The 13,435-nt window shown below is 43.7% G+C and carries 10 protein-coding genes and 2 tRNA genes; 8 read left to right on the top strand and 4 right to left on the bottom strand.

Translation table 11 applies throughout. The features are described from left to right. The first annotated feature begins 127 nt into the window (after positions 1 to 127). Entirely contained in the window at positions 128 to 1,957 is a 1,830-nt protein-coding gene (locus tag KNQ18_RS10435) for a GGDEF domain-containing phosphodiesterase (RefSeq protein ID WP_215084695.1), read from the top strand. Between the two features lie 56 nt (positions 1,958 to 2,013). On the opposite strand, the gene KNQ18_RS10430 is transcribed toward KNQ18_RS10435, so the two are convergent. The 4 genes from KNQ18_RS10430 to KNQ18_RS10415 form a co-directional block, all read right to left on the bottom strand. Continuing rightward, positions 2,014 to 3,093, bottom strand: coding sequence for a GGDEF domain-containing protein (locus tag KNQ18_RS10430; protein ID WP_251133404.1), 1,080 nt, complete (start codon positions 3,091 to 3,093; stop codon positions 2,014 to 2,016). Positions 3,094 to 3,193: 100 nt separating this feature from the next. Then, positions 3,194 to 3,763 carry a hypothetical protein gene (locus tag KNQ18_RS10425; RefSeq protein ID WP_251133342.1) on the bottom strand — a complete coding sequence of 190 codons (570 nt, stop codon included), beginning with the start codon at positions 3,761 to 3,763 and terminating at the stop codon, positions 3,194 to 3,196. Between the two features lie 99 nt (positions 3,764 to 3,862). After that, positions 3,863 to 4,972 carry a flavodoxin-dependent (E)-4-hydroxy-3-methylbut-2-enyl-diphosphate synthase gene (gene ispG / locus KNQ18_RS10420; protein WP_023467533.1) on the bottom strand — a complete coding sequence of 370 codons (1,110 nt, stop codon included), beginning with the start codon at positions 4,970 to 4,972 and terminating at the stop codon, positions 3,863 to 3,865. A gap of 167 nt (positions 4,973 to 5,139) precedes the next feature. After that, positions 5,140 to 5,625 (bottom strand): hypothetical protein, encoded by a 486-nt coding sequence (locus KNQ18_RS10415; protein ID WP_323679042.1) that lies wholly within the window; start codon positions 5,623 to 5,625, stop codon positions 5,140 to 5,142. A 207-nt stretch (positions 5,626 to 5,832) separates the two neighbouring features. Here KNQ18_RS10415 and KNQ18_RS10410 point away from each other — a divergent pair, with 207 nt between their 5' ends. The 7 genes from KNQ18_RS10410 (at position 5,833) to KNQ18_RS10380 (ending at position 13,418) form a co-directional block, all read left to right on the top strand. Beyond that, on the top strand, positions 5,833 to 7,476 hold the full coding sequence (locus tag KNQ18_RS10410; protein ID WP_215084691.1) for a Na/Pi cotransporter family protein: 1,644 nt from the start codon (positions 5,833 to 5,835) through the stop codon (positions 7,474 to 7,476). 127 nt (positions 7,477 to 7,603) lie between these two features. Beyond that, positions 7,604 to 7,677 (top strand) — tRNA-Met (locus KNQ18_RS10405). Positions 7,678 to 7,688: 11 nt separating this feature from the next. Beyond that, positions 7,689 to 7,762: transfer RNA gene (locus KNQ18_RS10400), tRNA-Ile, on the top strand. Positions 7,763 to 7,877: 115 nt separating this feature from the next. Then, entirely contained in the window at positions 7,878 to 9,338 is a 1,461-nt protein-coding gene (locus KNQ18_RS10395; protein WP_050678387.1) for an alpha-amylase, read from the top strand. 93 nt (positions 9,339 to 9,431) lie between these two features. Further along, the gene (locus tag KNQ18_RS10390) at positions 9,432 to 10,040 is read left to right on the top strand and encodes a superoxide dismutase (protein ID WP_029341059.1); all 609 of its coding nucleotides are present in this window, start codon (positions 9,432 to 9,434) and stop codon (positions 10,038 to 10,040) included. A 135-nt stretch (positions 10,041 to 10,175) separates the two neighbouring features. Beyond that, the gene (locus KNQ18_RS10385) at positions 10,176 to 12,248 is read left to right on the top strand and encodes a peptidoglycan D,D-transpeptidase FtsI family protein (RefSeq protein WP_133207968.1); all 2,073 of its coding nucleotides are present in this window, start codon (positions 10,176 to 10,178) and stop codon (positions 12,246 to 12,248) included. 225 nt (positions 12,249 to 12,473) lie between these two features. Next, entirely contained in the window at positions 12,474 to 13,418 is a 945-nt protein-coding gene (locus KNQ18_RS10380; RefSeq protein WP_047396434.1) for a PstS family phosphate ABC transporter substrate-binding protein, read from the top strand. The last annotated feature ends 17 nt before the right edge of the window (positions 13,419 to 13,435 follow it).

Below are 13,435 nucleotides of genomic sequence, written 5' to 3'. Positions count from 1 at the left end.
TCCACGATACGTATGAGGGAAGACTTTTCTTTTTAGGAAGGAATTGACACATTCCATTTAACAGGAGTATCATCAAGCGATGTCGAAACCTTTATACGGAAAATCTGACGGAAAGGAGGGGGAAAGCATGGAGGATATCGTTCGGAAACAACAATGGTGGATCGGAAATTTTGCCTTATTCATGATGTTCGTTGGAGCTTTGATCATTTATACGACGACAGAAGAGACAATTAAGAATGCGTATTTGAGTCGTTCTGTCATCATTTCATTTTTAATCGTCATGGGTCTATTTATTTTTTATATTAGCCGTCGCAAGATGGAAATCGTTTTGCAAACGCACTTATTGTCCTTGATGTTGCTCGTCGTTCCGATTACATCGATTAGTTTTTTACCTTACGCGGCAGTTACCGTTTGGGCAAGTTGCTTTTTGTTTTTGATGATCGCTTTAATCTCGTATCAACGCATCATGATGTGGTACGCCATCATGGTTGCTGTCGCAACTAGTTTGTATGTCATGTGGAATGCCGATACCGTGACGGTAGAAATTGATCCGACGGACCATTATGGACGGATTGGCATGATTGTGATTGGCGTATCGATTGCGCTTGTCATCAATCACTTGCATATCCGTAATTTAAATCGGTTAAATGACCTTGCGATACAACTACACGATACAGCGCGACGTGATGAGGAAACAGGTGTCTTGAATCGCCAAGGGTTAAACGAAATTGATTTCCCAAGACCCGAACAACAGCTCATTTTCGTCGGAATTCATTTAGAAAACTACTATGAGTTGGCGCGGTATTTCGGAGAAGATATTCAGTCACAAGTACTACGTGCCTGTATCGAGCGACTCAAGAGACAACTACCTCCTTACCAAGCGTTTGCTCGGATTGAAGCAGGAACATTATTGATCGTCATGGAAAAGCCGGACGAGGTGGCATGTAAGGAAGCGATGGAAGAATTGAGTCAAGCAATCTCCGTACCATACGAAATCGAGGGGCATCATGTCTATGTCAACATATCCATCGTCATTGATAATGGCGAAGGGGCGACCAGCAATCGAAAGCGTCGGGTGCAGCAATTATTGACTGCCTTACAAGAAGCGGCGCAACAAAACGAACGTGTGATGTGTATTGACCAAGAATGGCGTAAGGATCAAAAACTACGAGTCAAAGCGGCACAATCTCTAGCCCAAGCTAATATCGAAACGGATTTTCATCTGGTTTATCAATTACAATACGATGTTCAATCAGAGCAATTCATTGGTCTTGAGGCATTAGTTCGATGGAAGACCCCGTTACAGGGAGCTGATCGACCATCCGTGTTCATTCCGATTGCTGAAAAAAGTGATTTGATCATTCGTCTAGGAGAATGGATTTTTGAGGAAAGCTGTAAGACACGCAAAGCATTGGTCGATCTTGTTCCAGACGAGTTTACATTGTCTGTCAACGTATCACCGCGCCAGTTGACGAGTGAATCGTTTATGCCGTTCATCGAACGAACGCTACTGAAGTATGCCTTAAAACCACAACAGATTAAAATTGAAATCACAGAGAGTCAGTCACTTGATTTTGAAAGTCAATCGATTCATCGAGCGCTCAAACGAATCAAAACGCTCGATTTCCCATTGTCACTTGATGATTTCGGAACCGGTCATGCATCCTATCATGTTCTCGAGCGTTTGTTACCGTTACGTCAATTGAAGATTCCGAAGCAATTCATCGAACAAATCGGTGAATCGGAGAAACGACAATCCATCCTCGAGTCTATTTTTCAATTGAGCCAGTCGATGCATGTCGAATGTATCGTCGAAGGAGTTGAGACGGGAGAAGAAGTACGCATTGCTAAGGAAATCGGCATTCGTCTATTCCAAGGTTATTTCTTTGCTAAACCGGTACCACTTGAAGAAATCATATGTCTACTGCAAAAAACGAATGAAGGAACGGTCCGTTGACCAACAAAAGCCACTTCAGTCCGAATCGCTCGGAGGAGAAGTGGCTTTTTTAGTATTCATTCCGATTGATACAGGCGATACTGATTTCGTCCTTGCGCTTTTGCTTCGTACAAAGCGCTATCCGCTTGCTTGAATACTGTTTCAGCTGGTTGTTGATGAGCGTAAGCAATTCCTGCGGACACCGTAATGGATACGGCATGATCTTGCATGACGAACGGTGTTTGCTGAACGGCGGTTACGATTGTTTCAGCTAGGACGACAGGAGGATGCAGTTCAATGTCTGGAACGATGACGATGAATTCTTCACCACCGTATCGACCAACTGTCACTGGTGCCGGACAATGCTCGTTCAATAAAATCGAAAAGTGACGCAAGACAGCGTCTCCGATAGCGTGACCATGTGTATCGTTCACATTCTTGAAGTGATCCAAGTCAAACAAGATGACACCCCAGGAAGCCTTACTCTTTTCGAGCGTCGTGACTTTTTCTAAAATGACATGGCGATTCGCGAGTCGCGTCAATTGATCGGTCGAAGCAAGGTAGGATTGATAGGAATAAAGAACAAAATGCTGCTGAAGGAGCGAAGATAAGCGATAAAACAAAAGAGCTCCGCCAATCGTTAAAATGAAATACGGAATATAAATCGTTCCCCAGGCATCCGCCGGGGAGTTACTCATAATTAATCGCGAGAGTACAAGTAGCGAACCGACCGTGACGATGGCAGAAAAGAAGTACCCTTGTCGTTTGATGAATCGACGACAAATAAAAGAAAGTACTAAAAATCCAAGTAGTGTGATAACGGAACTAAACAGAGCATTTAGTGAATCACCATTATCAATCACGAATCGATAAATCAAGAGCATCAGTCCTGTCACGGCAATACTGACATTACCGCCAAACAAGGCAGATAAAGCGAGAGGTAATAATCGTAAATCAATCAGTGCTCCATTTAAATCGATTGCATTATGCATAAGTAGAATGCCGGTTATACCATTGGAAAGTCCGAAATAGAGACGAGTTGATATTTTTGAGTCAGGTTGAATTGGCAAACGATCACGAAGTAGATAAAAAGTGAACGTAGAAACGAGAAAAATAATACAGATATTAATAAAAAAGATATTCACTGTCGCAAGCATCATGAAGCCCTTCCTATATCAAAGTTTCAATCTATAGTCATTGTACGATATCAAGTCATGTAATGACATAAAAATGGAAAAAACAGCCTAATCGGCTGTTTTAACGAATCGGTGCAAATTTTTGAATCTCTAAAACGGCCTCATTCCATGAAGCGACACGAATGACATTATTCGGTACGGCTTTACGGTTATAAGGTGCGTCGAACAAGATTACAGGAATGGATGTGTCTTCTGCGATCTGCACAGCATTCTCTAATCGATCTTCCATGAATAAATCGAGTGATAAATCACGGACGACTTGTACTTTGTCGTGTGATCCCGTCATGATCAAGGAATCAAGAGGAAGTTCGTGTTGTTTGATCCACTCTTCTGTTACGGGACGAACGAGCTCTGATCGTGCTGTCACGTAATGGAGATCATATTGCTTCCGCAAATTCCATAAGTGGTGGCGAACATGTTCTTGAGGGATGGATTCACGATAAATGCCTGTCTCGTGACCAGAGTTCACCATGTAGTCCCAAAATTCGATTTGATTCATATCGGTATACGTATGCAATTCATACTCTGAAGCCTGATTGAAGTCAATCGACGTTCCGAGATATTTATTCATGTAAGTGAAGCAAGAGGATGGATGTGTGATTGTTCCATCGATGTCGATTCCAATTTTCATTTACAGTCACCCACGTTCTAAAAATTTTTCTTCACTTAGTATAACATAGTCGAAATCGAGATACGAAAAAAGACTCCTCGCGAGCGAGGAGTCTTCAACTTATGCGTGGTTTGCTTTTTCGGCTTCTTTTTCAGCCTGTTTTTCGAGAACGATCGCATCAATCTCTTTTTTCAATTCTTCGACCATCGTTGCTTCCGGTACTTTACGGATGATTTCTCCGTGACGGAACAACAATCCTTCGTTGCGTGCACCAGCGATACCGATATCAGCTTCACGTGCTTCACCAGGGCCATTGACCGCACATCCGAGAACCGCGACTTTGATGTTCGCTTGGATGTTTTCGATATAGTCTTCGATTTCTGCGGCAATCGACATCAAATCGATTTCGATCCGACCACATGTAGGACATGAGATCAATGTCGCCGCGTTCGCTGCGAGACCGAATGACTTCAAGACTTCTTTTGCAACCTTTACTTCTTCGACAGGGTCCGCTGAGAGAGATACACGAACTGTGTTTCCGATTCCGCGTGACAAAATCGCGCCAAGTCCAGCTGCTGATTTTAATGAACCAGAACGAAGTGGACCGGATTCCGTAATCCCGACGTGAAGTGGGTAGTCGAACGATTCAGAAGCGAGTTGATACGCTTCAAGCGCCAACTGTACGTCTGATGCTTTAAGCGAGACGATGATGTCATGGAAGTCGAGATCTTCGAGGATCTTAATGTGGTGCAAAGCACTTTCGACCATACCACGAGCAGTTGGATAGCCATATTTTTCAAGAATATGCTTTTCAAGTGAACCAGCGTTTACTCCGATACGAATCGGAATGTTTTTCGCTTTTGCTGCTGTAACGACGGCTTCTACCTTTTCGCGACGACCGATGTTACCCGGGTTGATCCGGATTTTATCGACGCCAGCTTCGATTGCCATAAGCGCAAGTTTATAGTTGAAGTGGATGTCTACGACAAGCGGAATGTTGATTCGGCTTTTGATTTCTGCAAGTGCGAGCGCATCACGTTCTTCCGGACAAGCGACGCGGACGATTTGGCAACCAGCTTCTTCAAGACGTAGGATTTCAGCGACTGTCGCTTCGACGTCGTGTGTTTTAGTTGTCGTCATACTTTGGATGATGACTTCATTATTTCCACCAATGACAAGGTCCCCTACACGAACGGGACGAGTCTTAGAGCGATGGACCATTTTCGGCATATCGAAAATCTCCTTTTGTGGCATACCGCCATATTGTTTATGTTTACCTTTTCTATCATATCGAACTATTCCCTAAAAATCGAGAAACAAGAACGAAAATTGAACATTTACAATTGTTTAATGAAAGAAGGGCGTCCGTCAATCCGTCGGACGCCTGATTTTAATACTCATTGAGGTTTACGTGAAGCGCGTGGCTTTGAGGAACGGGCAATCCATAATGGTACTAATGTGTAGACGAAGTGTCCGATTACGAGTATCCCGATTCCGAAGCGAGGGTAATCGAGTTGGTATAGAAGCATACCGAGTGGGAAAGACCAGAGATTCGTTGCAACCGTATAAGGAAACGTTTGGCGATATGCCCACGGACGGGGAAGTAACAATCGAACGAATCCCTTCGTTAGATACGCCATGAACAACACGTAAAGTAATACAGCGATTGCGATAAAGATGAAATGAAGGATGAACCAGGCAACGATCGGGATGCTTTTTTGTAAAAAGAAGGAATCAATGATCGTCGTCCAAAGTGAAATCCAAGCTAATCCACAAAAATAAAGGGAAACATCTGCCAAACGAAGACGTAAAAACAGACGATTTGGAATTAAGGAAGTTTGTAAGTAATTAATCAGTTGACGTAAAAATGACAAGTGAATCACTCTTTCTACTGTTTTAAAACAGATTTTAATTGTTTAATTTTGATTAGTAATAAAGGGTTTTTGTGTAATGGTACAGATTAATAAAACCTTAACAAACGGATGTCGCAAAAACTATTTACAAGTTCACCGGACCTTTACATAATGGGGAAGTTGAGAAAATAAACTTTACAAACACATCAATCCACATGAAATAAAGGAGCTGGCAAGATGAACTATGATTTGCAGGAAATGATTTTCACCTTCATCGGTGGACTCGGGATTTTCCTATTCGGTATTAAGTATATGGGAGATGGGCTCCAAAAAACAGCAGGAGACCGATTACGTTATATCCTTGATAAATATACGACAAATCCATTGTTAGGTATCCTAGCAGGTATCGTCGTCACGATTTTGATACAGTCGTCGTCAGGGACGACCGTCATCGTCGTCGGACTCGTTAGTGCAGGTCTGATGAATTTACGACAGGCGATCGGAGTCGTCATGGGGGCTAACATCGGAACAACGATTACTGCCTTCATCATCGGCTTTAACGTCAAGGAAGCCGCGCTTCCAGCGATCGCAATTGGTGCTTTCTTGATCTTCTTCTTCAATAAAGAACGGGTTCAATACATCGGACAGATTTTCTTCGGCTTCGGTGCATTGTTCTATGGTTTGACATTGATGGGCGACGGAATGGCTCCACTCGAGTCAAGCGTCTGGTTCCGGGAGTTGACGGTATCGATGTCGGATAATCCATTGCTTGGTGTATTCGTCGGAACGATCTTTACCGTTCTTGTCCAGTCATCGTCAGCAACGATCGGTATCTTACAAGAGTTGTACGCTGGTGGCATGATCGATATCAAAGCGGCACTTCCGGTCTTGTTCGGTGATAACATCGGAACGACGATTACGGCAGTACTTGCAGCACTTGGTGCGTCGATTGCAGCTAAACGGACAGCAGCAGCACACGTCATCTTCAATATCATCGGAACAGCATTGTTCCTGATTGCATTACCAATCTTCTCAAGCTTCATTACTTGGATCACAGGCGCGCTTGATTTAGGTCCAAAAATGCAAATCGCCTTTGCACACGGGACATTCAATGTCGTCAATACGTTGATTCAATGTTGGTTCATTGCGCAAATCGCATGGCTTGTACAAAAAATCGTACCGGGTACGGATACGACGATTGATTCAAAACCGCGTCATCTGGATCAAAACATCTTGAACCAATCTTCGGCACTGGCATTAAACCAAGCGAAGCTCGAAGTATTGCGAATGGGAGAATTCTCGAAAGACGCACTTGCAAAAGCACACCGTTACACGCAATCGCATGATAAGAAAGATGTATCGGAATCACAACAGATTGAATATGCGATCAACCATTTAAATACAGAAGTCACGAGTTATCTCGTTAAAGTAGCGGCACATGATTTATCAGAGCGTGAATCAAATGAGCACTCGTTACTGATGCATGCCGTCAATGATTTTGAACGGATTGGTGACCACGTCGAAAACATCGTCGAATTGGTTGACTTCCAAATCGTCAACCGGATTCAGTTCACATCATCAGCGAAGCAAGAGCTTGATGACATGTACGCCTTGACACAAGAAATCGTCGATTGTGCCGTTCGTGCTGTCGAAGAGGATGATGTCACACGAGCTCGCAAGGTTCTGGAGCTCGAAGGCAAACTCGATGCACTCGAACGGTCATTCCGTAAGCATCACGTCCTTCGTGTTAACGCTGGCGAATGTACGGGACAAGCAGGGATGATCTTCGTCGATCTCTTGTCGAACCTCGAACGAATTGGCGATCACGCTGTCAACATCACGGATCTCGTCCTTGAACAGCGGACGGCTTTAACGAACTAAGTGAAATACGATTTATCTAATACAGCTGATTTCAAAAAATGAAATCAGCTGTTTATTTTTTTGAAATAGCATATTGACAAGTTTCGCCACATCTCGTAATCTAGTAAGAGTAAGAAACATACATCATGGCGGTGTAGCTCAGCTGGCTAGAGCGTACGGTTCATACCCGTGAGGTCGTGGGTTCGACTCCCTCCGCCGCTACTATTACTTAAGGACCCTTAGCTCAGCTGGTTAGAGCTGACGGCTCATAACCGTCCGGTCGCAGGTTCGAGCCCTGCAGGGTCCATTCAGTAGAACGCTCTTCGTTGAAAACGAGGAGCGTTTATTTTTGTTCCTCCGGGGAATAGTAAAGATATTGTAATAATATTCATACTATAGTAACTAAGGGAGAGCGAAGAGAGATGGAACGTAACCATACGATGATGCAGTTTTTTGAGTGGCATGTAGAGAATGATGGGAAGCACTGGCAACGCTTGAAAGAGCGGGCGCCTGAATTACGTGCTGCCGGCATCACGTCCGTGTGGATTCCACCGGCGTCAAAAGGTCAATCGGATGAAGATACAGGATATGGCATCTATGACGTCTATGATTTAGGCGAATTTGATCAAAAAGGAACGGTCCGTACGAAATACGGTACGAAAGATGAACTCGTCGAAGCGATCCAGGTCGCTCGTGAGAACGATATCGCTGTTTACGCTGATGTCGTCATGAACCATAAAGCAGCAGCTGATGAACTTGAGACGATCAATGTCGTCGAAGTCCATCCGGAAGATCGTTCGAAAGAAATTTCAGAAGAGTTTGAAATCGAAGCCTGGACGAAGTTTACATTCCCAGGACGTAACGGAAAATATTCAGATTTCATCTGGACACATGAATTTTTCAATGGAACGGATTTTGATGCCCGTGAAGAAAAGACGGGTGTCTTTAAAATTTCCGGTAAAAATAAAGATTGGAATGATCAAGTCGATGATGAATTCGGAAACTATGACTATTTGATGTTCGCGAACATCGATTATAATCATCCGGAAGTCCGCGAAGAAATGATCCGCTGGGGACATTGGTTCCAAGAAACAATTGATTGCCAAGGTTTCCGACTCGACGCCATCAAACATATCAATTATGAATTCGTTCATGAATTCGCAAAATCGATGATTGAAAAAAGTGAAGGTGACTTCTATATGGTCGGCGAGTTCTGGAAATCAGATCTCGATGATTGTCGTCATTTCCTCGATAGCGTCGACTATACGATCGATTTGTTCGATGTTCCGCTTCATTATAAGTTCCATGAAGCTTCGAAGCAGGGACAGGACTTTGATATGACATCGTTATTTGCAGATACCCTTGTCGAATCACACCCGACGAATGCCGTCACGTTCGTCGACAATCACGATTCCCAACCGGGAGAATCACTTGAGTCGTGGGTGGATGACTGGTTCAAACAACATGCTTACGCGGCGATTTTACTTCGTAAAGACGGTTACCCATGTGTCTTCTACGGTGACTATTATGGAGTGCAAGGACCACATCCGGTAGAAGGGAAAAAAGAAATGATCGATGCATTACTCTATGCACGTTATCACAAAGCATATGGTGAGCAAGAAGATTATCTCGATGATCCACATTGTGTCGGTTGGGTTCGCCGTGGAGTTGAGGAAATTGAGAACTCTGGCTGTGCGGTCTTATTGTCGAATGCCGATATGTGTGAAAAACGGATGTTCGTCGGTGAAGAACGGGCAGGCCAAGAATGGTTCGACTATACGAATCATCAAGATCACCCTGTTGTGATCGACGATGAAGGATTTGGTGTCTTCCCAGTTCCAGGTGGTGGTGTCTCAGTTTTTGCTCCACGAGAAGTCGAGTAAATCCGAGGGTCTTGACTTGCGTCAACACAGGTTCTTTTGCTAGTCTTAAAGGGTATTGAAGTTTTCGAAAATAGCACAAAGGGGGACATGAACATGTCAAAATTTGAATTACCAGAACTCGGCTACGCTTATGATGCGCTTGAGCCACATATCGATGCTCGTACGATGGAGATTCACCACACGAAACACCACAACACGTATGTCACGAACGTGAATGCGGCGCTTGAGGGTACAGAACATGAAGGAAAGTCACTTGAAGAACTTCTTCAAAACTTGGATGCTCTCCCAGCAAACATTCAAACTGCAGTCCGTAACAACGGTGGCGGTCACTGGAACCACTCATTCTTCTGGAAACTGTTGAAGAAGAACGATGGCGCTGCTCCAACAGGCGAACTCGCGACAGCAATCGATGAATCATTCGGATCATTTGATGCATTCAAAGATGCATTCGCAAAAGCAGCAACAACTCGTTTTGGTTCAGGTTGGGCTTGGTTAATCGTTGACGGTGGAAAATTGGCGGTCGTTTCGACACCAAACCAAGATACACCAGTCATGGAAGGCAAAACACCAATCCTCGGTCTTGATGTTTGGGAACACGCATACTATCTCAACTACCAAAACCGTCGTCCTGATTACATCAATGCGTTCTTCAACGTCGTTGATTGGGATCACGTAGCGAAGCTTTACGCTGACGCGAAGTAATGTGAAAACTAGCGTATCGTTCAATTGTGAACGATACGCTTTTTTTAATGCGGAAAATGATGGGATAGGTTGTTATGGAAAGTTTCCTTCTATATAATGAAACAAGATGACTTTTGAACGATAGGGGAGTACGCCATGGCTAAACGAATTACCGTACGAGGAAGACGGCGTAATCATCTGCCGCTTCGTCTGAATTTAATGTTCTTCGTCGTTTTTTTATTGTTTGCGATTTTGATTTTCCGTTTAGGAGTCGTGCAAATCGTCAATGGTGAGAAAATTTCGCGGGAAGTTCAAAAAACAGAAATGATCGCATCAAAATATGAAGTGCCACGCGGAAAGATTTATGACCGGGATGGTCGTCTTTTGGTTGATACGATTTCTAAATACTCAATCGTCTACCGTCGAGCACAAACGACGAAAGTCGATGAACGCATTGAGATTGCACAACGTCTTGCAGCAATCATTGATCTACCGAAAAAAGATTGGAAAGTCACAGAACGTGATATTAAGGATTTCTGGATCGCGACGAACACGAAAGAGTCTGATCGTCGTTATCAAGAAGCCGTCAAACAGAAATATCCTTCAGCAGAAGCACAAAGTAAACTATCAATCGCAGAACAGGATCAAATCCGATTAGATGCGATTACGAAAGACGATATTGATTATGACGATCAAACAATGGAAGTCATTGCGATCAAACACAACATGGAAGTCGGTTACGCGCTTGATCCACAACTCGTCAAACTCGGTGCTTCCGCAAAAGAGATGGCAATCATCGATGAAAATCTAGAAGATTTAAAAGGTGTATCGGTGGAACCGTTCTACGAGCGTTCTTATCCATATGAAGGAACACTTCGGAATATCTTCGGGAAGTATTCGAAGATTCCAGCAGAACAACAAGCGGAGTTCAAAGCAAAAGGCTACAGCTTGAATGACCGTGTCGGAACATCATTCCTTGAACAACAGTATGAAGATCTACTGCGCGGGAAACCCGCATACGATGTGTATGAGACGTTCAATGGAGAGCCGGTCGGTGATCCAAAACGCGAGGAAGGCGAGTCCGGTAAAGATCTCGTTCTGACCGTGGATGCGGAATACAACAAACAAGTCGACCAAATCATGCAACAAGCCATTAAAATGGGACGTGGCATGGGTAGTCGTTATCTAAAAGAAGGTTACGCCGTCGTCATGAATCCACAGACAGGTGAGATTCTTGCGATGTCTGGTCAAAAGTTGGATCCAGCAACCGGTAAGTTTTCGGATGTCGCAATCAATAACGTCTTAACGTCGCTTCAAATCGGTTCGACGATCAAAGGTGCAACGGTTGCGATGGGGCTCGAGGAGGGCGTTATCCGTCAAAACGAAGTCATCAATGATGCTCCGATTACAATCGGGGGTACGAAAAAAGCATCGTACGTCAACATGGGAGCAATCACGGATTTAACGGCACTTGAGCGTTCATCAAACGTTTATATGTTCAACATTGCGATGCGGATGGCGAAGTACCCAAGTAACGGTATTGCCGGAGCGAGTGTGGACGGAGCAGCTGCGATCATGCAGAATTACTATAGTCAGTTCGGGCTTGGAGTAACAACGGGTGTGGATTTACCGTACGAAGCAAAAGGTGTTCAAGGAACACCTGACCGTGTCACGCTACTCATGGACCGAGTCATCGGACAGTATGATGCCTTTACGCCGCTACAAGTCGCACAGTATATTTCAACGCTTGCCAACGGTGGCTATCGTGTTCAGCCGCACTTCTTAAAAGAAGTTCTCGCGTCGAATTCGATTGAAAAAGGAACAAAACAAGTGGATTATAGCTTTAAGACGAATTATTTGAATCGAATTGAAGTCAGTCAAGATAACATTGATCATGTTCGTGAAGGATTACATCGCGTTGTCAAAGGAGAGCGTGGTACAGCAAAAATCATCGCACAAACCGGTATTGATGCAGCTGCGAAAACAGGTACAGCGCAGGTTAGTGTCTATGGTGACGATGGAATCGCCTTACGTGACGGAAGTGGTCAACCGGTTCGTTCATTGAACTCGAACCTCGTTGGCTGGGCACCGTATGATAATCCAGAGATGGCATGGGCCGTGTTCCTTCCTTATATGGAACAAGAAACCGTCAACTCAAAAATTGGTCACGATCTTGTTAAAGCGTACTTTAATGTCAAAGATATCCCGTGGCAAACTAAGCCAAATTAACTAGATGGAAAACGAGAGTGAGCAATCACTCTCGTTTTTTTGTTTGCATTGACCTTTTTTTCTAATGGATTTCGAATTGTAAACACTAAAAAACACGCCTTTACAATTCTTTTACGTTGGATTCATTTCGTTTTAATAGTTCATCCGTAGTATAAGTCTTGTAAGGAAAACGGATAAAAAGTCGTAGCATCGTCAGCGACATACTTTCGAGGAGGAAAATTAATCATGTCTTGGATGAAAAAAACAGCACTCATCACAACGGTAGCATCAATCGCAGTAGTGGGGGCAGCATGTGGTAACGATAAAGGCGGTTCTGCTAGTTCATCTGATTTAAAAGGAAAAATCGCAATCGACGGTTCTTCTACTGTCTTCCCGATCATGGAAGCTGTCGGTGAAGAATATTCGATGGAACAACCTGACGTAGATGTCACAGTCGGTGTCTCTGGTACAGGTGGCGGATTCAAACGCTTCGTCGTTGGGGAAACAGATCTTTCAAACGCGTCGCGTGAAATTAAAGAAGAAGAAGCAGCTGAAGCGAAAAAGAACAACATTGAATTCACAAAAATGGCACTCGCATATGACGGTTTGACTGTCGCAGTCAGCAAAGAAAATACATGGGTAAAAGAACTCTCAATGGAGCAACTCGAGAAAATCTGGCTCGATCCGAACATCAAGACTTGGAAAGATGTCGATTCTTCTTATCCGGCTGAACCATTGAAATTCTTCAGCCCAGGTAAAGACTCAGGAACATTCGACTTCTTCTCTGAGGAAGTACTTGAGAAAAAAGATATGCGTAAAGATGTTCAATTATCAGAAGACGATAACGTTCTCGTCAAAGGTGTTGAAGGAACGAAAGGCGCAATCGGATACTTCGGATATGCGTACTACGCAGAGAATAAAGATAAGTTGAAGGAAGTACCACTTTCTGCTGAAGGAAAAGATGCAGTTGATCCAACACCAGAAACGATCAAAGATCTTTCTTATCCACTGTCACGTGAAATCTACACGTATATCAATAACAAATCGATGAAAGACAAAAAACAAGTCGCTGATTTCGTTCAGTTCACGAACGAAAACGCTGGTGATCTTGCTGAAGAAGTTGGATACATCAAAATGCCGCAAGATCGTTACGATGAAAACGCAAAAGCAATTGAAGATGCAATGAAATAAATCATCGAGTCATGAGG

The organism is Exiguobacterium sp. s78 (assembly GCF_018618985.1).
GTDB lineage: Bacteria > Bacillota > Bacilli > Exiguobacteriales > Exiguobacteriaceae > Exiguobacterium_A > Exiguobacterium_A abrahamii.
This window is presented reverse-complemented; position numbering and strand designations above follow the sequence as displayed.